Origin of the sequence: Pseudomonas sp. F3-2 (assembly GCF_038804275.1) — a bacterium.
Taxonomy (GTDB): Bacteria; Pseudomonadota; Gammaproteobacteria; order Pseudomonadales; family Pseudomonadaceae; genus Aquipseudomonas.
The window spans coordinates 5588315-5606456 of the sequence record NZ_CP152388.1 but is presented as its reverse complement, the minus strand read 5'-3'; the positions used below and the strand labels follow the sequence as shown (position 1 = coordinate 5606456).

At 61.4% G+C, this 18142-nt stretch carries 15 protein-coding genes; 1 reads left to right on the top strand and 14 read right to left on the bottom strand.

Annotated features, from left to right (window positions below; all coding sequences use genetic code 11):
• Positions 1–4: 4 nt before the first annotated feature.
• The 8 genes from AAGQ88_RS24965 to hutC all read right to left on the bottom strand — a co-directional run bounded on the left by AAGQ88_RS24965 (position 5) and on the right by hutC (position 9273).
• Positions 5–835 carry a glycine betaine/L-proline ABC transporter ATP-binding protein gene (locus AAGQ88_RS24965; RefSeq protein ID WP_285426314.1) on the bottom strand — a complete coding sequence of 277 codons (831 nt, stop codon included), beginning with the start codon at positions 833–835 and terminating at the stop codon, positions 5–7.
• Positions 832–1683, bottom strand: a complete 852-nt coding sequence (locus AAGQ88_RS24960; protein WP_093465480.1) for a proline/glycine betaine ABC transporter permease — start codon at positions 1681–1683, stop codon at positions 832–834. The genes AAGQ88_RS24965 and AAGQ88_RS24960 overlap by 4 nt, the downstream gene beginning before the upstream one ends.
• A gap of 184 nt (positions 1684–1867) precedes the next feature.
• Positions 1868–2833, bottom strand: a complete 966-nt coding sequence (locus AAGQ88_RS24955) for an ABC transporter substrate-binding protein (RefSeq protein WP_342653889.1) — start codon at positions 2831–2833, stop codon at positions 1868–1870.
• A gap of 125 nt (positions 2834–2958) precedes the next feature.
• Positions 2959–4428: a cytosine permease gene (locus tag AAGQ88_RS24950; RefSeq protein ID WP_342653888.1), complete on the bottom strand. Its 1470-nt coding sequence runs from the start codon at positions 4426–4428 to the stop codon at positions 2959–2961.
• Positions 4429–4603: 175 nt separating this feature from the next.
• Positions 4604–6301 (bottom strand): urocanate hydratase, encoded by a 1698-nt coding sequence (hutU, locus tag AAGQ88_RS24945; RefSeq protein ID WP_342653887.1) that lies wholly within the window; start codon positions 6299–6301, stop codon positions 4604–4606.
• Between the two features lie 365 nt (positions 6302–6666).
• The gene (gene nhaA / locus AAGQ88_RS24940; protein ID WP_342653886.1) at positions 6667–7854 is read right to left on the bottom strand and encodes a Na+/H+ antiporter NhaA; all 1188 of its coding nucleotides are present in this window, start codon (positions 7852–7854) and stop codon (positions 6667–6669) included.
• Between the two features lie 118 nt (positions 7855–7972).
• On the bottom strand, positions 7973–8566 hold the full coding sequence (locus tag AAGQ88_RS24935) for a HutD family protein (protein WP_093465467.1): 594 nt from the start codon (positions 8564–8566) through the stop codon (positions 7973–7975).
• Positions 8563–9273, bottom strand: coding sequence for a histidine utilization repressor (gene hutC / locus AAGQ88_RS24930; protein ID WP_177182164.1), 711 nt, complete (start codon positions 9271–9273; stop codon positions 8563–8565). Before hutC ends, AAGQ88_RS24935 begins: the two co-directional genes overlap by 4 nt.
• A gap of 198 nt (positions 9274–9471) precedes the next feature.
• Here hutC and AAGQ88_RS24925 point away from each other — a divergent pair, with 198 nt between their 5' ends.
• On the top strand, positions 9472–10836 hold the full coding sequence (locus AAGQ88_RS24925) for a formimidoylglutamate deiminase (RefSeq protein WP_342653885.1): 1365 nt from the start codon (positions 9472–9474) through the stop codon (positions 10834–10836).
• A 121-nt stretch (positions 10837–10957) separates the two neighbouring features.
• On the opposite strand, the gene AAGQ88_RS24920 is transcribed toward AAGQ88_RS24925, so the two are convergent.
• The 6 genes from AAGQ88_RS24920 to AAGQ88_RS24895 form a co-directional block, all read right to left on the bottom strand.
• Positions 10958–11512, bottom strand: a complete 555-nt coding sequence (locus tag AAGQ88_RS24920) for a lipocalin family protein (RefSeq protein ID WP_285426315.1) — start codon at positions 11510–11512, stop codon at positions 10958–10960.
• Positions 11513–11541: 29 nt separating this feature from the next.
• Positions 11542–11796: a hypothetical protein gene (locus AAGQ88_RS24915; RefSeq protein ID WP_342653884.1), complete on the bottom strand. Its 255-nt coding sequence runs from the start codon at positions 11794–11796 to the stop codon at positions 11542–11544.
• Positions 11797–11976: 180 nt separating this feature from the next.
• The gene (locus tag AAGQ88_RS24910) at positions 11977–12579 is read right to left on the bottom strand and encodes a DUF924 family protein (protein ID WP_342653883.1); all 603 of its coding nucleotides are present in this window, start codon (positions 12577–12579) and stop codon (positions 11977–11979) included.
• Between the two features lie 6 nt (positions 12580–12585).
• Positions 12586–13596, bottom strand: coding sequence for a class 1 fructose-bisphosphatase (locus AAGQ88_RS24905; protein WP_093465452.1), 1011 nt, complete (start codon positions 13594–13596; stop codon positions 12586–12588).
• 199 nt (positions 13597–13795) lie between these two features.
• Positions 13796–15127, bottom strand: a complete 1332-nt coding sequence (locus tag AAGQ88_RS24900; RefSeq protein ID WP_342655881.1) for a DUF3999 domain-containing protein — start codon at positions 15125–15127, stop codon at positions 13796–13798.
• Between the two features lie 50 nt (positions 15128–15177).
• A complete protein-coding gene (locus AAGQ88_RS24895) occupies positions 15178–18021 on the bottom strand; it encodes a DUF2339 domain-containing protein (RefSeq protein WP_342653882.1) in 2844 nt (947 codons plus the stop codon).
• Positions 18022–18142: the final 121 nt, after the last annotated feature.

Below are 18142 nucleotides of genomic sequence, written 5' to 3'. Positions count from 1 at the left end.
GTCCTTAAATGGTCGCCACGCGCCGCTGGACGAAACGATCAACGTATTCGTCTGCTGGCGAGTAAAGGATTTCTTTGGGGGTTCCGACCTGTATCAACCGGCCGTCCTTGAGAATGGCGATGCGGTTGCCGATGCGTACGGCTTCGTCGAGGTCGTGGGTGATGAACACGATGGTTTTCTTGAGCGTCGATTGCAGCTCCAGCAACTGGTCCTGCATCTCGGCACGAATCAGCGGATCGAGCGCACTGAACGCCTCGTCCATGAGGATAATGTCGGTATCGGCTGCCAGCGCACGGGCCAGGCCGACACGCTGGCGCATGCCGCCAGAGAGCTGATGCGGGTACTTTTTCTCGTAGCCCTGCAAGCCCACGGTGGTGATCCAGTGCTGCGCGCGTTCGGCACATTGCGCCTTGCTCTCGCCACGTACAGCGAGTCCGTAAGCGACGTTATCCATCACGGTCTTGTGCGGCAGCAGGCCGAAACTCTGGAACACCATGCTGATCTTGTGCCGACGGAAGTTACGCAGCGCTTCCATGTCGTAGGTGAGGATGTTCTCGCCGTCGACCAGGATCTCGCCGCTGGTCGGGTCGATCAGGCGATTGAAGTGCCGCACCAGGGTCGACTTTCCGGAACCCGAAAGTCCCATGATCACGAAGATCTCGCCGCTGCCGATGGACAGCGACAGATCATTAACGCCCACCACGCAGCCGGTCTGCGCCAGCACCTGATCCTTGCTGTGGTTCTGGCGAACCATGGCCAACGCGTCTTTGGCGCGGCTGCCGAAGATTTTGTAGACGTTCTTGACGACGATTTTGTTTTGCTCAGCGCTCATTATTTGCTCGCCTCATGTCGTGGGCGGCCATAGGCCTGAGTGATGCGGTCAATGACCACCGCAAGGATCACGATGGCCAGACCCGCTTCCAGGCCGCGACCGACGTTGAGCGTCTGAATGCCCACCAGCACGTCTTCGCCCAGGCCTCGCGCGCCGATCATCGAAGCGATGACGACCATCGACAGGGCCATCATCGTGGTCTGGTTGATCCCGGCCATGATGCTTGGCAGGGCCAGCGGCAGTTGCACCCCGAACAGTTGCTGCCAGCGATTGGCGCCGAAGGCGTTGATCGCTTCCATCACCTCGCCGTCGACCTGACGAATACCCAGATCGGTCAGGCGAATCAGCGGCGGGGCGGCGTAGATGACCGTGGCGAAAATCGCCGGCACCTTGCCCAGCCCGAACAGCATGAGTACCGGGATCAGGTACACGAAACTGGGCATCGTCTGCATGATGTCCAGCAGCGGCATCAGCACCGAACGCAGACGATTGCTGCGTGCCGAGAGAATGCCCAGCGGCACGCCGATGAGCACCGATATGAACGTGGCGACCAGCATCAGCGCCAGCGTCTGCATCAGCTTGTCCCACAGCCCGACGGCGCCGACCAGGAACAGCAGACCGATGATGATCGCCGTCGTGGTGATTTTGCGCGTAGCGTGCCAGGCGATGATGCCGACGATGGCCAGCAGCACCCACCACGGCGCGATGCGCAACAGGCCTTCGAGTTTGACGATGGCCCACAACAGCGTGTCGGAGATGTGCCGGAACACATCGCCGTAGTTGGTGACCAGCTTGTCGACCCAGTCATTGACCCAGTCGGCGATGGAGAACGTGAAGCTTTCGGGGAACATAAGCGTGTCTCGATCTATGAAGTGTTCGCTCAACGTCTGTAGGAGCGAGGCTTGTCCCGCGATCGGCGGTGTAACCGTCGTAATACCTGCTATCGCGCTCTGCCTGACAGTCGCGTTTACAGATTTACTGCCGCTTCGCGCCAGTTCGCGGGACAAGCCACGCTCCTACAGGCAGCGCTGCCCGTCAGAGTGACGCATCAACCTTCTTGGCAGCATCTTCGCTGACCCACTGATGCCACACTTCAGGATGTTCCTTGAGGAAGATCTTCGCCAGCTTCGGCGACTCGATGTGGTCCTTGGTCATGCGCGCGAGATTCTGGTTGAGCAGGTCGATCGGGATATTGACCTTTTCCATCACGGCGACCAGCTCAGGGGCCTGATCGTGGAAGGCTTTGGACAGGCCCACCTTAATGTCGATGGTCTTGTTGACGCCGGCTTTCTCTTCCAGACGCACCAGGTCCACCTGACCCATCAGCGGTGTCGGCGACCAGTAGTAAGCCAGGATTGGCTCGCCACGCTTGTAGCTGGACAGAATCGCAGCGTCGAGCGCCGGGCCGGTGCCTGGGCGGAAGTTGGTGTATTTGCTTTCCAGCCCGTAGCTTTTCAGCATCTCGCTGTTTTCCAGCTCGCACGTCCAGCCTGCCGGGCAATTGTAGAAGCGACCTTTTTCAGGCTCTTCGGCGTCCTTGAACAGCGCTGCGTATTTGCCCAGATCAGCGATGGATTTCAGGTCCGGAGCCTTGGCCTCCAGTTTGCGTTTGGCATCGCCTTCAATCACGTAGCGCGGCACGTACCAGCCTTCCACGGCGCCTTTGACCGGTGCGCCCACGCCGACGACTTTGCCAGCGGCCTCGGCCTTGTTCCAGACCTCGCTGCGGCCCACCCATTCTTCGGAAAAAATCTGGATGTCGTTGGTGCTCAGAGCGTTCTCCATGGTGATGGAGTTGCCAGGCAAGCTGTCCACTTCACAGCCATACCCTTTGTTCAGCACGACTTGCAGCACGTCTGTCAGCAGCATTGCGCTTTCCCAGTTCAAGCCGGCGAATTTCACCGGCTTGCCGGACTCGCACCATCCCGCCGCCTGACTCGCGCCGCTGGCAAGCACACCCACTGTCAGCAACGTGGATAGCAGGGCCTTTTTGGTTTTCATTGTGAGACGCTCCTGGTCTTGAGTTGGATTACGGCAGTAAGCAAGTGGCATCCAGCCGATGGGAAGGACACTTGGTGGTCCCGTCCCGCTTCACTCCAGCTTAAACAGACGTGCATCAGCGGCGGTCAGTTCATCGCCGTTCCAGCAGGTACACCGTGAGGCCGTGCGTTGGGCGCGTCCTGCTCTGAGGGCAGGATCAAGCGATCCGCAATCCTGCCGGGCCATTTCTTCGCTGCCACGTAATACAGCGCAGCCGGCACCACCAGGCCGATGATCCATGAGATATCGGTGTCATCCAGGCTGGCCACCAAAGGTCCAGTGTAGAAATGCGTGGAGATGAATGGCATCTGGATCAGCACGCCGACGACGTAAATGCTGATCCCGATCCAGTTCCAGCGGCCATAGCGGCCGTCAGGGTCTGACAGGGCAGGGATGTCGTAACGCTCTTTGGTGATGCAGTAGAAGTCCACCAGATTGATCGCGCTCCAGGGCGTGAAGAACGCCAGCAGGAACAGGATGAATGCGGAGAAGTCCTTGAGGAACGAATCCTTACCGGCCAGGGCCAGCGCAGTGGCGACGCCGACCATTGCGAAAATGTAGGTCAGGCGCAGTGCGCTGGAGATGTGGCGGTTGCCGCGAAAGCCGCTGACGATGGTCGCCATCGACATGAAGCTGCCGTAGGCATTGAGCGTGGTGACGGTGACTTTGCCGAAGGCGATGCTGAAATACAGCGCCGCCGCGACAGCACCTGTGCCACCCAGGCTGACGATGAACTGCACTTCGTGGTGAGCGAACTGTTTGCCTGCCAGCGCTGCCGCAAACACGCCGAACACCATCGACACCTGCGCGCCGATCACTGCGCCCAGGCCAACGGCCCAGAACGTCTTGCTGGCCGACGTGCTGCGCGGCAGGTAGCGCGAGTAGTCCGCGACATACGGACCAAACGCGATTTGCCACGACGCTGAAAGGGAGATGGCGAGCAGAAAGCTGCTCAGCGAAAAGTGCTTGTTGTCCAGCAACGCGCCGACATCATTGCCTGCCAGCAGCGCGCCGAATAAGTAGACGAAGGCGATCACGCCAATGAGGCTGGCAACCCGGCCGATCATGTGAATGACCCGGTAGCCGAAGATGGTCAGGACCACGATGGCCGCCGCGAAAATCACGATGCCTTGCCAGTCGGGAACCTGAATCAGTTGAGCGACCGCCTGCCCGGCAAGCAACGAGCCGCTGGCCGAGAAGCCGATGTACATCAGGCACACCAGCACCAACGGGATCACGGCGCCGTAGACGCCAAATTGCACGCGGCTGGAGATCATCTGCGGCAGGCCGAGCTTCGGACCTTGTGCGGCATGCAGCGCCATGACCGCGCCGCCCAGCAACTGACCGACGAACAGCCCGATCAGCGACCAGAACACATCACCGCCGAGCACCACCGCCAGGGCGCCGGTGACGATCGCGGTGATCTGCAGGTTGGCGCCCAGCCAGAGCGTGAACTGGCTGAACAGACGGCCATGCCTTTCCGCGTCAGGGATGTAATCGATCGAACGCTTTTCGATCACGGAAGAATGTGCAACACGATCATCTGAAACAGCCATCTCGAAACTTCCCCTAAAGCGTGTGTTGGTACGCGGACTCTGCTGGACGCACCCCCTGTGGGAGTGAGCTTGCTCGCGATGGCGGTGTGTCAGTCATCCGTTATGTCGAATGTGCCGACGTCATCGCGAGCAAGCTCACTCCTACAGGATTCGGGATATCCGTCCGTGTGCCGCCTTACTTGTTAATCATCGGCAGGTTCAGGCCCTGCTCTTTGGCGCAATCGATCGCGATCTGGTAACCCGCATCGGCGTGGCGCATCACGCCCGTTGCAGGGTCGTTGTGCAGCACGCGGGCGATGCGCTCGGCAGCCTCGTCGCTGCCGTCACAGACGATGACCATGCCCGAGTGCTGCGAGAAGCCCATGCCGACGCCGCCGCCATGGTGCAACGACACCCAGGTCGCGCCGCTCGCGGTGTTGAGCAAGGCATTGAGCAGAGGCCAGTCGGACACGGCGTCGGAGCCGTCGCGCATGGATTCGGTCTCGCGGTTCGGACTTGCCACGGAGCCTGAGTCCAGATGGTCGCGACCGATCACGACCGGTGCCGAAAGCTCGCCACGGCGAACCATTTCGTTGAATGCCAGCCCCAGCTTGGCGCGTTGGCCCAGGCCGACCCAGCAGATACGTGCCGGCAGACCTTGGAAACTGATGCGCTCGCGGGCCATGTCCAGCCAGTTGTGCAGGTGCGCGTCGTCCGGGATCAGTTCCTTGACCTTCGCGTCTGTCTTGTAGATGTCTTCCGGGTTACCCGACAGCGCCGCCCAGCGGAACGGGCCGATGCCACGGCAGAACAGAGGACGGATGTAGGCGGGTACGAAGCCTGGGAAGTCGAACGCGTTGCTGACGCCTTCCTCTTTGGCCATCTGACGGATGTTGTTGCCGTAGTCGAAGGTCGGAATGCCTTGCTTCTGGAACGCCAGCATCGCTTCGACATGCTCGGCCATCGATTGCTTGGCGGCTTTGACCACTGCGGCAGGCTCGGTGACAGCGCGATCGCGGTACTGCTCCCAGGTCCAGCCTTTTGGCAGGTAACCGTTGAGCGGGTCGTGGGCGCTGGTCTGGTCGGTGACCATGTCCGGACGCACGCCACGCTTCACGAGTTCCGGCAGTACTTCAGCGGCGTTGCCCAGCAGTGCGATCGAGATCGCCTTGCCTTCGGCGGTGTACTTGGCGATGCGCGCCAGAGCATCGTCCAGGTCGTTGGCCTGTTCGTCGACATAACGGCTCTTCAGGCGGAAATCGATGCGGCTCTGCTGGCACTCGATGTTCAGCGAGCACGCGCCGGCCAGTGTCGCGGCCAGTGGCTGTGCACCGCCCATGCCGCCCAGACCGGCGGTCAGCACCCAGCGTCCCTTGAGGTTGCCGTCGTAATGCTGGCGACCGGCTTCGACGAAGGTTTCGTAGGTGCCCTGGACGATGCCCTGGCTGCCGATGTAGATCCAGCTGCCAGCGGTCATCTGGCCGTACATGGCCAGGCCTTTGGCGTCCAGTTCGTTGAAGTGTTCCCAGCTTGCCCAGTGCGGCACCAGGTTGGAGTTGGCGATCAGCACGCGTGGGGCGTTGCTGTGGGTCTTGAAAACGCCGACGGGTTTGCCCGATTGCACCAGCAGGGTTTCATCGTCGTTCAGTTGGGTGAGGCTCTCGACGATCTTGTCGTAGCACTCCCAGTTACGCGCGGCGCGCCCGATACCGCCGTAAACCACCAGCTCGTTGGGGTTTTCGGCGACTTCCGGATCCAGGTTGTTCATCAACATCCGCAACGGCGCTTCGGTCAGCCAGCTCTTGGCGGTCAACTGCGTGCCACGTGCCGCGCGGATCTCCACGTCGCGGCGTCTGGTCCATTGCTGAGCGGGGGTTTTGTTGTCAGTAGTCACGTAACAATCCTCGATGATCAATCCGGCCCAGGCACTGGGCTGACGGTGCCTGTGTCGAACAGGCGGAATATGGGTTTAGCAGATCAAGCGCCGCAGTCGATGAATCTCGACAGAGGGCGGCAAATACTCATGCGTACTCATATTTACTTGTACATACAAGCATATGCAACCGAAGGGCCAACTTTTCAGACGCGTTGAAAAATCGCCGCAAAGCCGCAACGTGTCGGGCTCTAGAGAGGCGGGCAGAAAATCGGGCGGGAAGGACTGGCGTTACGCGAACGCCTGATTTGTTACTTTTGGGTGCGCACGCCCCAAGCCGGTGCGTCGGGTAACAGGCGCTGAGTCGATCAGCGCCCTGCGAAGCATCAGCGCGCTGATGAGCGGCCAGCGACGCTGCGCAGCAGCATTACGCCGGCCAGCGCAGACAGAATCGAGCCCATGAGCACGCCGACTTTCACTTCGTCGATCAGATGGGGCGCGCCGGGGAATGCCAGATTGCCGATGAACAGGCTCATCGTGAAGCCGATGCCGCACAGCAAGGCGACACCGTAAAGCTGCGGCCAGTTGCTGCCTTCGGGCAGAGCGGCGAGGCCTGAGCGGATGGCCAGGGTCGCGGCCAGGAATACGCCGATTTGCTTGCCGACGAACAGGCCCAGCGCGACGCCGAGCGGCACCGGATCCAGCAGGTTTGCGGGCGTGATGCCGGACAGTGACACGCCCGCGTTGGCGAAGCCGAAAATCGGGACGATGGCAAAGGCCACCCAGTAGTGCATCTTCTCTTCGAGAAACAGCAGCGGCGAGCGAGCTTCCTCCTCCCGCGTGCCCAGCGGAATGCACAACGCCAGTGCGACGCCAGCCAGTGTCGCGTGGACGCCTGACTGCAGCACGAAAAACCACAGCAGCAGGCCGAGCAGCAGATAGGGCAGCAACCGCTGGACGCCCATGCGGTTCATAATCACCAGCACGGCCAGCGTCACGAACGAGGCGCCTAGCATCGGCAGGTTCAGGCCTGTGCTGTAAAACAGCGCGATGATCGTCACCGCGCCGAGGTCGTCGAGGATCGCCAGAGCAGCAAGAAACACTTTCAGCGAGGTCGGAACGCGCTTACCCAGCAGCGAAAGCACACCCAGTGCGAATGCAATGTCGGTAGCGGCCGGAATCGCCCAGCCGCTTAGTGTTTCAGCGTTGCCCATGTTGATGGCGATGTAAATCAGCGCCGGCATCAGCATGCCGCCCGCCGCCGCAAAGCCGGGCAGGGCGCGCTGGCCCCAGCTGGCCAGGCCGCCCGCCAGCACTTCGCGCTTGATCTCCAGGCCCACCATCAGGAAGAAAATTGCCATCAAACCATCGTTGATCCACAGCTCTACCGACAGTCCGGCCCAGACGCTGTGCAGCGATGCGAAATAGAGAGGCGCGATCGGTGAGTTGGCAACGATGATCGCCGCCAGTGCCGCAACCATCAGAACGATGCCGCCAGCAGACTCCGAAGCCAGAAAGCCGGTAAGGACAGCCAGCGCTCTCGGGCTTTCTTTCTGAGGGTTGAGCTGGGTCATCGGCGTCCTTGTTCGGGTTTGAAAAGAGCGCAAATTAGCACAGGTGGTATGCCGCAGTGCACGCTCGCTGTTGCCGGTGGCGTGAGAGCGTGACAAGCGTGTTCCTGCAATTCCGCACTCAGATCGCGGTCAGCTCGATCACACAGACCCGGCTTGCACGCGGCGCATAGAGCACCACTTCCAGTAGCGAGCCTTCGGCGTTGTCCAGTTGCAGACAGTCGTGTCGCTCCAGCAGTTGCGGAGGGTGATCGCCCACGTTAGCCGCCATCTGTTCGGCCGTGCTGAACACCAGAAACGCGTTGGCCGAACTGAAAAACCGTTGCGGCTGCAGCACATCGATCCATTGCAGGCGCGCGCGATAACGCGTCGGCTCGTAGATCAGGTTGAAATCGCGAATCGGACCGTCGAGCAGCGTGCAGTTCACATTGCTGTCACCGCTGAACGCGAACGGGTCCGAGGGCAGCAGTGGCTCGCTGTCCTTGCCATCGATGTTCAGGATCATGCCTGCGCCTTGCAGCACCGTGATGATCCGCAGATACCCGGCGAACAGTGAAAAACCGCCCGATTCGCCGATGTCCGCAATCGACAGGCGCCAGCCAAAGCCGTCGAGGCCTTGGCCGGCGTCGCGGGTGATCTCTTCAGTGCTGCCGCCACCGTTTTTCCAGGGCATGCGTGGATAATCGGCGGCGCGGAGAACGGTCAATCGGGTCATTTGCTGAAGCGTCCTTCGAGACGATGACGGGAGCCGGGGTGGATCAGGCGCGCGGCGGTGACCGGCTGTCGGCCAGACCAGGTCCGGCGGCGCACCAGAAGGCATGGCTCGCCGGTCTCGATCTGCAACAGTTTGCATTCGTCGGGCTCGGCCAGTATCGCTTCCACCACGTGCTCGCCTTCAGTCAGCGGCGCGACCTGGTTGAGGTAGGCGTAAGGCGTCTGTCTGGTGAAATCCTGACGCAGGTATTCGGGGGCGACGAGCGCGTTGACGAAGCGGTCTTCGATTTGCACGGGAATATCGTTTTCGAAATGCACGATCAGCGAATGGAAAACCCGCTGTCCTTCTCGCATGTCCAGCGCCAACGCGCGTTCGGAGCCCGCGGCTTCCTCGCACAGAATGATCACCTGGCAGGTATGGACGTGGCCCCGGGCGGCGATTTCATCGGCGATATTGTGGACTTCGAACAGGGCGGACTGTGTCTTGGGTTCTGCGACGAAGGTACCGACGCCTTGCATGCGCACCAGAAGCCCTTCGGCGGTCATTTCACGCAGGGCGCGGTTGATGGTCATGCGGCTAAAGCCCAACTGGGTCACCAGCTCGCTCTCGGAGGGCACGCGATGATGCGGCGGCCAGCTGCCGTTCTGAATTTGCTGGGTGATCATTTGCTTGACCCGAGCGTAAAGCGGCGCCGGACTGTCACCCATATGAGCGGCCAGCGGAGAGTTGGCAGGCGGAGTCGGCACAGAGAAAATCCTTGTTATGGCGTAATGAGACGAAAAGAAGACATGACCAACAGCGTCCACGCTAACCATTAACGCGTGTGCCGACAAGCTTGCCGCAGTTTACCGGGCAGGCAAACGTCTGTATATGTATAGACAATTTCACGCGAGGGGTGCGAAACCATGTCCGTTTTCTTTGCCGAACGCGCGTTGTTGCCCACAGGCTGGGCCAATAACGTACGTTTTGAAGTCAGCGCCGACGGGCTGTTGACGAGCGTTCAGGCGGATGCCGATCGTCAGGGCGCCGAACTGCTCAGCGGGCCGGTGGTGCCGGGCATGCCCAATCTGCATTCCCACGCATTCCAGCGCGCCATGGCGGGTCTGGCGGAAGTGGCGGGCAACCCCAATGACAGCTTCTGGACCTGGCGCGATCTGATGTACCGGCTTGTCGGCCAGATCAGCCCGGAACAACTGGGCGTCATCGCCCGCCAGCTGTACATCGAAATGCTTAAAGGCGGTTTCACCTCGGTCGCCGAATTTCATTACGTGCATCAGGACGCCGAGGGCAAGCCCTACGCCAATCCCGCCGAACTCGCACTGCAGGTCAGTCAGGCAGCCCGTTCAGTGGGGATCGGTATGACGCTGCTTCCCGTGCTTTACAGCCACTCAGGTTTTGGCGGGCTGGCGCCCAACGAGGGCCAGCGCCGGTTTATCAACAGCACGCAAAGCTACCTGGACCTGCACAATCAGCTGCGGCCTATCCTCAGCGAGCAGCCCGCGCAGGCGCTGGGCCTGTGTTTTCACTCGCTGCGGGCGGTGACGCCCCGGCAGATCAGCGAGGTCATGGCGGCCAGTGATAAGCACTGTCCGGTGCACATTCATATTGCCGAGCAGCAGAAGGAAGTGGACGACTGCCTGAGCTGGAGCGGCCGCCGTCCGTTGCAGTGGTTGTTCGAGAACGTCGACGTCGATTCGCGTTGGTGCCTTGTCCATGCCACGCATGCGCAAGCCGACGAAGTGACCTCGATGGCCCGAAGCGGCGCCGTTGCGGGGCTGTGCCTGACCACAGAAGCAAATCTGGGTGACGGGATATTTCCGGCCGTGGATTACATCGCTCAGGGCGGACGCTGGGGCGTCGGCTCCGACAGCCATGTGTCGTTGAGCGTGGTCGAGGAACTGCGCTGGCTCGAATACGGCCAGCGTCTGCGTGATCAGCGTCGTAATCGCCTGCACCGGGCAGACCAGCCGATGGTCGGCCGCACGTTGTACGACGCTGCGTTGTCAGGCGGCGCTCAGGCCATGGGCCAACCGATCGGCGCGCTGGAAGTCGGCAAGCGTGCAGACTGGCTGGTGCTCGATGGTAACGATCCGTACCTGTCGACGGCTTCGGGGGATGCGATTCTCAATCGATGGCTGTTCGCAGGCAGCGACCGGCAGATTCGCGAGGTGATGGTCAACGGGCGCTGGGTGATTCGCAACGGGCGACACGCTGACGAAGAGCACAGCAGCCGGGCGTTTGCGCAGGTGCTGCGAGAATTGCTGGGCTAACCCCAGGCGTGCGGGAATGAATTGCCTGCAGAACTGAGCTTGCCCGCGGTTGCGGCTGGTCGGCATCACATTGCCGGATATGCCGCGCACGCGGGCAGTTCGCTCCTGTCTGGAAGCGGCGCTATTGCGCTGACTTTCCAATCTGCGAGTCGTCGACTCTCCAGATCAGCTTGGTCGTGTCGTAGCCCTGCTGTTGCGCCTTGATCAGCAGGTCGTTGCGCACGCTCTCGGAGACGTGGGCGGTACGCGACAGCAGCCAGAGGTATTTGCGATTCGGGTTGCCGACCAGCGCCAGCTTGTAGTCGTCGCTGACGTACAGCACCCAATAGTTGCCTTTCGCAAGGCCGGGCAGCAGTCGCGAGAACCAGTTATCGAACACCACCCACAGCTTGTCGGTCTTGCCCTGAACCTGAGGCGAGGCCGTACCGGTCGCTTCTTCCCACTTGCCTTCCTGGGTGCGGCAACGGTTGGTGACTGCGATATTGCCGTCATCCTTCAGGGCGTAATGCGCCTCCGATTGCGCGCAGTTGCGCTGGAAAAACATCGGCAGTCGTGCCAGTTCATACCACGTGCCCTGATAGCGCTTGAGGTCGACGTGATCGACAGTTCTGGGTGCCATGGATTCACCTTCCGGGGTTACTGAGCAGGCCGACAGCCACACTGCGGCGGCCATCATTGCGGCCAGTTTCATCACGCGACGAGTATTCATTCCAGGCCCTGACCCGTATGCAAAACGACTTTATCGGCAGCGTACTGAACGCTGATGAATGTCTTCTGATCACCCCATGTGCAGCTGGACATGCCCAAGGCACCAGAGCATTCGGTCGGCTTGCCCAGCAACTGCTCGATCTCGACCTTGGACATGCCGGCTTTGATTTTCGAGTAGTTTTCCTGGTTGATCTTGCTGCACGCCGCAAGCAGCACGCAGAACGACAATAACGCTAGAGAGCGCAAAGACATGGAATGAAGCTCCTGAATCGAGAGGGGGCGACGGCACGGTGAGGGGCTGGCCCGGGTCACTGGCGCGATGCCGAAAGCTTAGAAGAGAAAACCGCAGGTCTGGTTCCGTGAAGGCAGAAGTTCCATTCAGGGCGGCTTCACGATCCCTGCGTATTTGCCGGAACAAGGCGGCAAACGGGCTTAAAACCGCGACCCACGTTCCTTCAGGAATTCTACTTCCTCAGGCGTCGATTCTCGGCCGAGCACGGCGTTGCGGTGGGGGAATCTGGCGAACCGCTCGATGACCACGCGATGCTTTTTGGCGTAGTGCAGCGTGCTGGTGAAGTATTCGCGATCCGTGGCAGGCAGCAGATCGAGCAGGGCGGTGAAGCGGCGAATCGCTTCATCCTGGGCGGCAAGGTCCTCAGTGTGTTCGAGCACCAGATAGATGAACGTGCGTTGCAGTGGCGTCAGGGCCAGATCGCGATGAAGCTTCAAGCCGTGGGCGACGAGCGCCTGAGCGCGGGCGTCTCCGGCATACGCTTTGGGTGTGTCGCGGAAGATCATGCGCGGCAGCTGATCGAGCAACAGCACCAGCGCCAACCAGCCTTGGGGCGTGGCCGTCCATTCGGAAAGCCCGCCTTTGAGCGCAAGGTCCACCAGACCGCCGAAGCGATTCAACGCGTCGGCGTCCTGGGATTTCTTCTTGCCGAACCAGAGCCTGTTCTTCTCCCTCGCGGCCTCTGCTGGCGATTCAGCGGAGCCGAACCACCAATCCAGCAGCGGCAGCCAGGGCGCGCTCATGATCCGTTATTCCTTGTGATACGACGTAGCGCGTTCCACTTCTTCTTTCGAGCCCAGGAACACAGCCACGCGTTGGTGCAGGCCTTCAGGCTGAATGTCGAGAATACGCTGATGACCGTCAGTGGAAGCGCCGCCAGCCTGTTCAACCAGGAACGACATCGGGTTGGCCTCGTACATCAGGCGCAGTTTGCCTGGCTTGGAAGGCTCACGCGCATCGCGTGGGTACATGAACAGGCCGCCACGGGTCAGGATGCGGTGCACGTCGGCCACCATCGCGGCCACCCAGCGCATGTTGTAGTTCTTCTTCAGAGGGCCTTCTTCGCCCGCCAGCAGCTCTTCGACATAGCGCTTGACCGGGGCTTCCCAGTGACGCTGGTTAGACATGTTGATCGCGAATTCCTGAGTGGATTCCGGGATGCGGATGTCTTCATGGCTGAGCACGAAGCTGCCCATTTCGCGGTCCAGGGTGAAGCCTTTGACGCCGTCGCCCAGGGTCAGAACCAGCATGGTCTGCGGGCCGTAGATGGCATAACCGGCGGCAACCTGTTGAGTGCCCGGCTGCAGGAAGGCCTTTTCGTTCAGCGCTTCGTTCTGGCTCAGGTACTCGTTAGGGCAACGCAGCACCGAGAAGATGGTGCCGACCGGGGCGTTGATGTCGATGTTGGACGAACCGTCCAGTGGGTCGAATACCAGCAGGTAAGCGCCTTTCGGGTATTTGCCCGGGATCTGGTAAGCGTTGTCCATTTCCTCGGAAGCCATGCCTGCCAGGTGACCGCCCCATTCGTTGGCTTCCAGCAGGATTTCGTTGGACATCACGTCCAGTTTCTTCTGCACCTCACCTTGCACGTTCTCGGTACCCATGCTGCCAAGCACGCCGCCCAGCGCGCCTTTGGATACCGCGTGGCTGATTTCCTTGCACGCACGCGCCACCACTTCGATAAGGAAGCGCAGATCGGCAGGAGTGTTGTTGCTGCGGGTCTGCTCAATCAGATAGCGACTCAGGGTAGTGCGGGACATGGAGAGCTCCGAAGATGGGAATAAAAAAACGCGCACAGTTTAGCGCGAGTGGGGAGTTAATACTGCCTGTCAGACCGGTTTCGTAGTGATTGAGTTCACGAACTACATGAGCGTAGACGTTCACTGGTTACAAGTTCGTGTGCATCCGGCGCCATTTCCCCACTGCGGGATCGGTTCAGCGCTGGCGCCGACGCGATATTTATTTGCTGCGTGAAGTGCGCAGCGTGCTCAACGCCATCCACCCCAGAAACACGACGCCCAGTACCAGCACGCTCCACAGACCGATGCGTTTCCAGTCGGGCCCGCTCGCCGCCGGCAGCGCGGGCGTCATGGCAGGCACGGGCGCTACGGCCAGCGAGGCTTTACCGAACGACGCGGCTTTTTCGGGCGTGACACCCGGCACCAGCGTGGTCAGCGGCAGGCTGGCGCCCTCGATCTTGTCGTTGCCGATGGCCAGGCTGTAGGGCGGTGCGCCGCGCGCCAGAAACACCAGTTGCGTGGCCCGCACGGCAAAGCTCAGCTTCGGCGCATCCTTGCCCAGACCACCACCTCGGTCGTCGACTTCGAGTTTCAACTGCTGGACGACATTGCCCGGCAATTCCATTTCATCCTGCACGGCATCCTGGCCATTCTGAGTCAGGCGATACAGCAGGCCGCTGTCGATCATCTGCCAGGGCACATTGCTGTCGCGACGTGCGTAAAGCGTTGCAGGGGCCAGGCTGTTGGGCTGAGCGATGTCGACCTTCATGCGCTCCAACGGCAACGCCACAGGCAGCTGCCACACGTATACGCCCGGTTTCTCCACGCGGCCATTGATGGTCGGCGACCAGCTCAGTGGCAGCACGCCGGGGCGGGTACTGACCAACTGCGCCGAGGTCAGTGTGGGCGCCGATTGCGGCGTGCTCCACAGCAGCCGCAAGTACCGCGCGGTTCGCCCGGGCAACGTCACGATGCGCTGTTCGACCAGTTCGTCGGCGAAAGAAAGCCGCGCCACCTGACCTTCTCCCCAGCGTTGCCAGTGTTGCAGGTCGTTGCTGGCTTCGATGCTGAAACGCTGAAACCCTTCGCGCTCGGTGCTCCAGTCCAGGATCAGTTGATCAAGGGGCGCGTTGATGGCGCTGGTGTCCAGTAACCAGCCGCGCAGCACTTCTTCGCCGGCCTCGATTTCGCCTTGGGGCTGAACCTCGACCAGCGTGCCCTCCGGCGTGCGTTCGACGCGGATTCGGGGTTCGGCGTCCTTGGCATCGTCGCTGTTGTAGAGCGCGAACCACTTCACTGCGACCGGCGTTTCATCCGCCGCGCGCTGCGGCTGTCCGAGGGTGATCGCATAAGGCTGGGCCTGGCCGTCGGCATTGAACACGCGCACATCGTTCAGATTGCCCTGGCGCGCATTGAGCTGCACCCCGAGCGGCAGTTCAAGGCTGTACCACGGCCCGTCTCCGCTGAGGGTCAGCGGTGTGTGACTGGCGAAATCATCCGGCAAATCCTCCGCCTGAGTCAGCAATGCTGCGCACAGCAGAGAGCCGAACATGGCGGCCTTGAAGATGCACTGACGGCTCAACGGGTGACTCCTTACGCGCTTCATTCCGGTGCCGAATCGGTAGGCGCAGCATCGATTGATGACTGACTTCGTGTAGGGTTTTTCGGCGGCAATGGTGCGAAATATCCCACTACAAGCAACAGAATGCCAACGCCGATAAACGAAACGATGCGCTCCAGTCCGCCGCGATTGCTCAGCTCGACGAAGAACAGTTTGGCCACGACCACGCCGATCAGCGCGGCGCCGACGATCCACATGTCACGGCGTGCACGCAGGTGGCCGCCGATCATGAGTGCCAGCGCCATCAGCGTCCACACGATGGAAAGACCAGCCTGCACACGCATGGATTCAAGCAGTGCATCGGTCTGCCAGGCGATGCCAGCCCAGTGATGCGCCGTTCTCATGACTATCGCTGTCATCAGCGCGAACAGGGACGTGCCGGCGATCAGCAGAGCGGCTTTGTGCGCGTGATCGACGCTGACGCCCAATGGCGGCAACTGCTTGCGAACCCAGCTGAAAATGCCCGCCAGCGTGATCAGCAGGCCAAGTTCCAGCGGGTTGATCAGTGGGATGTACGGCAGGGGATCGGCATCGCCGTCGCTGAAGCCGTTCGCCAGCCAGAACCAGGCCAGCATCAGCGCCGCCAGCGGTGCGGCGGCCCACGCGCGGTATTCTTTTGTGTACGTATCAATCGGCCACGGCCAGCTGCGTGGCGCCGTCATTGCCAGCAGATACAGGCTCGGCAGCAGCGCCCAGCCCAGCCATCGCCACGCATTGTAGGCCTCGGACATCACGAGCAGGCCGTACCTCAACTCCAGCGAAAGCACGCCGATGATCAGCCAGCATCCGAGTACGTGAGACGCACTGCGCAGGCGCGAGTCGAGCATGCCGTCGAGGCGCTTGAGGGTCAGCAGGTGAGCGGTAAACACTGCAAGCCAGCTCAGCCAGCCGAAGTCGGCGGCGGGGTTGTAGTAAGGGTTGAAAATCATCAGGCCCAGTAAAACCGCGCTCGCCGGTGTCAGCAGGCAGCACAGTTGCGCCAGCCCGGACCATTTCAGGCGCAAGGCGAGCACGGCCCACAGCGTGACGCTGAGCGCGCCCAGCAGCAGAAGGGTCGGGACTTCGCGTGGTCCCGATACGTAATGGGTACTGACGCACAGGGCGATGGACCACCACAGCGCGCCCCAGATCAGCAACGAGGGTTGCAACACCCGTTCGCTGAACGCCAGACGCAGCGTGCCGATGCGTTCGACGGTGAAAGCGCTGATCAGCCCGGCGATCGAGATGATCGAAGGCGTCCAGAAATCCCCATGATTGAAGCTTGGCGAGTACCAGCGTCCGACAATGCCCAGAAAGGCAAAGCCTGCGCCCAGCTGCAGCAGCAAGCCGAAGAACCGCGCAAGCAACCGGTTCTGACGCATGCCCAGCCAGAACACGGCGGCCCCTTCGACGGCCCACGCCACGGTGGTCCATTGCGCGCTGAGTCCGAGCGGGACGGCCAGCGTCGCGAAGACCACGCCCAATGCCAGGCAGGTCTCGACCAGCAACAGCGCCCGGCCTGACGCGCGCCCGGCGAGGAACCGGGCGATGCCCATATAGAGAACGCCCAACACCAGCGCGCTGAATGCAGCGCCGAATTCAACGTGCTGAATGAGCGCATATTGCAGGCGGAATCCGGCGATGGGCGTCCCGAACAGCAGGGTTCCATCCACGTAATGACTCTGTCTTGCGGACCAGCGCAGCAACGCTTCACGACTGTCGTACTCGGGGCCGATCGCGTGTTCCTGCAATTTGCGCCGGGCGAACAGCAGTCCTATCGCCAGATACATCAGGAAGAACAGGATGAGAAACGGTTCGGTGCTCCAGAACAGCGCTGGCGTGTAGGCGTTCAGGCCCCAGGCAAAGCCGATGCCGAATGTGCCGATGAAGCCGATCAGGTTCAGCGTGCGCCAGGCCTTGAACCACGCGATGGCAAAAATGCCGCCGTTGAGGAGCGCGAAATAGCTGAACAGCGCCACATGGCTGCCGTCGCCGGAGGAGGTGAGCAACGGCGCTGCGAAACCGCCCAGTGCCGCGACGCAGGCAAGCGCCAGAGCGTTTTGGGTGAGCGCCAGAACGGCTGAGAAAACCGTTACGGCCACCAGCAGACCGAACGCCATGCCGGGCGCCAGCAGCGTATGGACCTTCATCGCCGCGAAGACCGTCAGGTACAGCACGGCGACGCCGGTGCCCTGCAGCATCAGGGCGAAGGAGGCGTTGCGTTGGCGCAGCCACCAGCCCAGTCCGAGCAAGGCCAATGCAGCAGCCGCGACACCGGCGTATCGGGCCTCGATCGGTACGACCATGCCTTCGGTGGCGTAACGCAGCAGAAACGCGAGGCCGAGAAACAACAGAACCACACCCACTCGCAACACCGTGTTGCCGCCGAGAAGCCAGTCTTTGGCGCGAAGGACTGCGCGATCGAACAGGTTCGGCTGAGCGGGTGAATGACTGACGGAGGCGGCGCGGTGGGTGGGGTCTGGCGAGGGACGCCATTGGGCAGAGGTTGCGGGTTCCGGCTCGGCGGGCTCGAGGTCCGGTAGATCCCATATCAACTCTGGACCTGCATCCGAAATGGGCTCGATGTCCAGCGGGGTGGCTGTGGGAGCGTCCGGCATTTGCACCGCCGCCGAATCCAGCTGGCCGAGGCGTTGTTGAATGGCCTGTAGATCCAGTCGCGTTTGCGCCAGCTCGGTTTTTTGGCGGGCAGCTTCTTGGCTGAGGGTCGACAGACGGAGGCTCAAACCCACCGACAGCCCGATCGCCGCGCCGACAACCCCGCCAATCAGTGATTCATCGAGCAACGCCCCGATGACCAGGCCAGCCAACAAAAGAATCCATTGCACGCGACGACATCCCTTCTCGGCCGGTGACCGGCGATGGCGAGGAGTATATCGGGCGTAGGGGAAGAGGAAACAATTTGTGTCGGAGACTGAGGACCCGGTCACTGCAGGATTGCTGCGCTTG

Bases quoted from the DNA above. Each gene is read 5' to 3' on its own strand.
- AAGQ88_RS24960 (WP_093465480.1), bottom strand. From the start codon at position 1,683: ATGTTCCCCGAAAGCTTCACGTTCTCCATCGCCGACTGGGTCAATGAC.
- AAGQ88_RS24955 (WP_342653889.1), bottom strand. From the start codon at position 2,833: ATGAAAACCAAAAAGGCCCTGCTATCCACGTTGCTGACAGTGGGTGTG.
- AAGQ88_RS24950 (WP_342653888.1), bottom strand. From the start codon at position 4,428: ATGGCTGTTTCAGATGATCGTGTTGCACATTCTTCCGTGATCGAAAAG.
- nhaA (WP_342653886.1), bottom strand. From the start codon at position 7,854: ATGACCCAGCTCAACCCTCAGAAAGAAAGCCCGAGAGCGCTGGCTGTC.
- AAGQ88_RS24935 (WP_093465467.1), bottom strand. From the start codon at position 8,566: ATGACCCGATTGACCGTTCTCCGCGCCGCCGATTATCCACGCATGCCC.
- hutC (WP_177182164.1), bottom strand. From the start codon at position 9,273: ATGGGTGACAGTCCGGCGCCGCTTTACGCTCGGGTCAAGCAAATGATC.
- AAGQ88_RS24925 (WP_342653885.1), top strand. From the start codon at position 9,472: ATGTCCGTTTTCTTTGCCGAACGCGCGTTGTTGCCCACAGGCTGGGCC.
- AAGQ88_RS24920 (WP_285426315.1), bottom strand. From the start codon at position 11,512: ATGATGGCCGCCGCAGTGTGGCTGTCGGCCTGCTCAGTAACCCCGGAA.
- AAGQ88_RS24915 (WP_342653884.1), bottom strand. From the start codon at position 11,796: ATGTCTTTGCGCTCTCTAGCGTTATTGTCGTTCTGCGTGCTGCTTGCG.
- AAGQ88_RS24910 (WP_342653883.1), bottom strand. From the start codon at position 12,579: ATGAGCGCGCCCTGGCTGCCGCTGCTGGATTGGTGGTTCGGCTCCGCT.
- AAGQ88_RS24905 (WP_093465452.1), bottom strand. From the start codon at position 13,596: ATGTCCCGCACTACCCTGAGTCGCTATCTGATTGAGCAGACCCGCAGC.
- AAGQ88_RS24900 (WP_342655881.1), bottom strand. From the start codon at position 15,127: ATGTTCGGCTCTCTGCTGTGCGCAGCATTGCTGACTCAGGCGGAGGAT.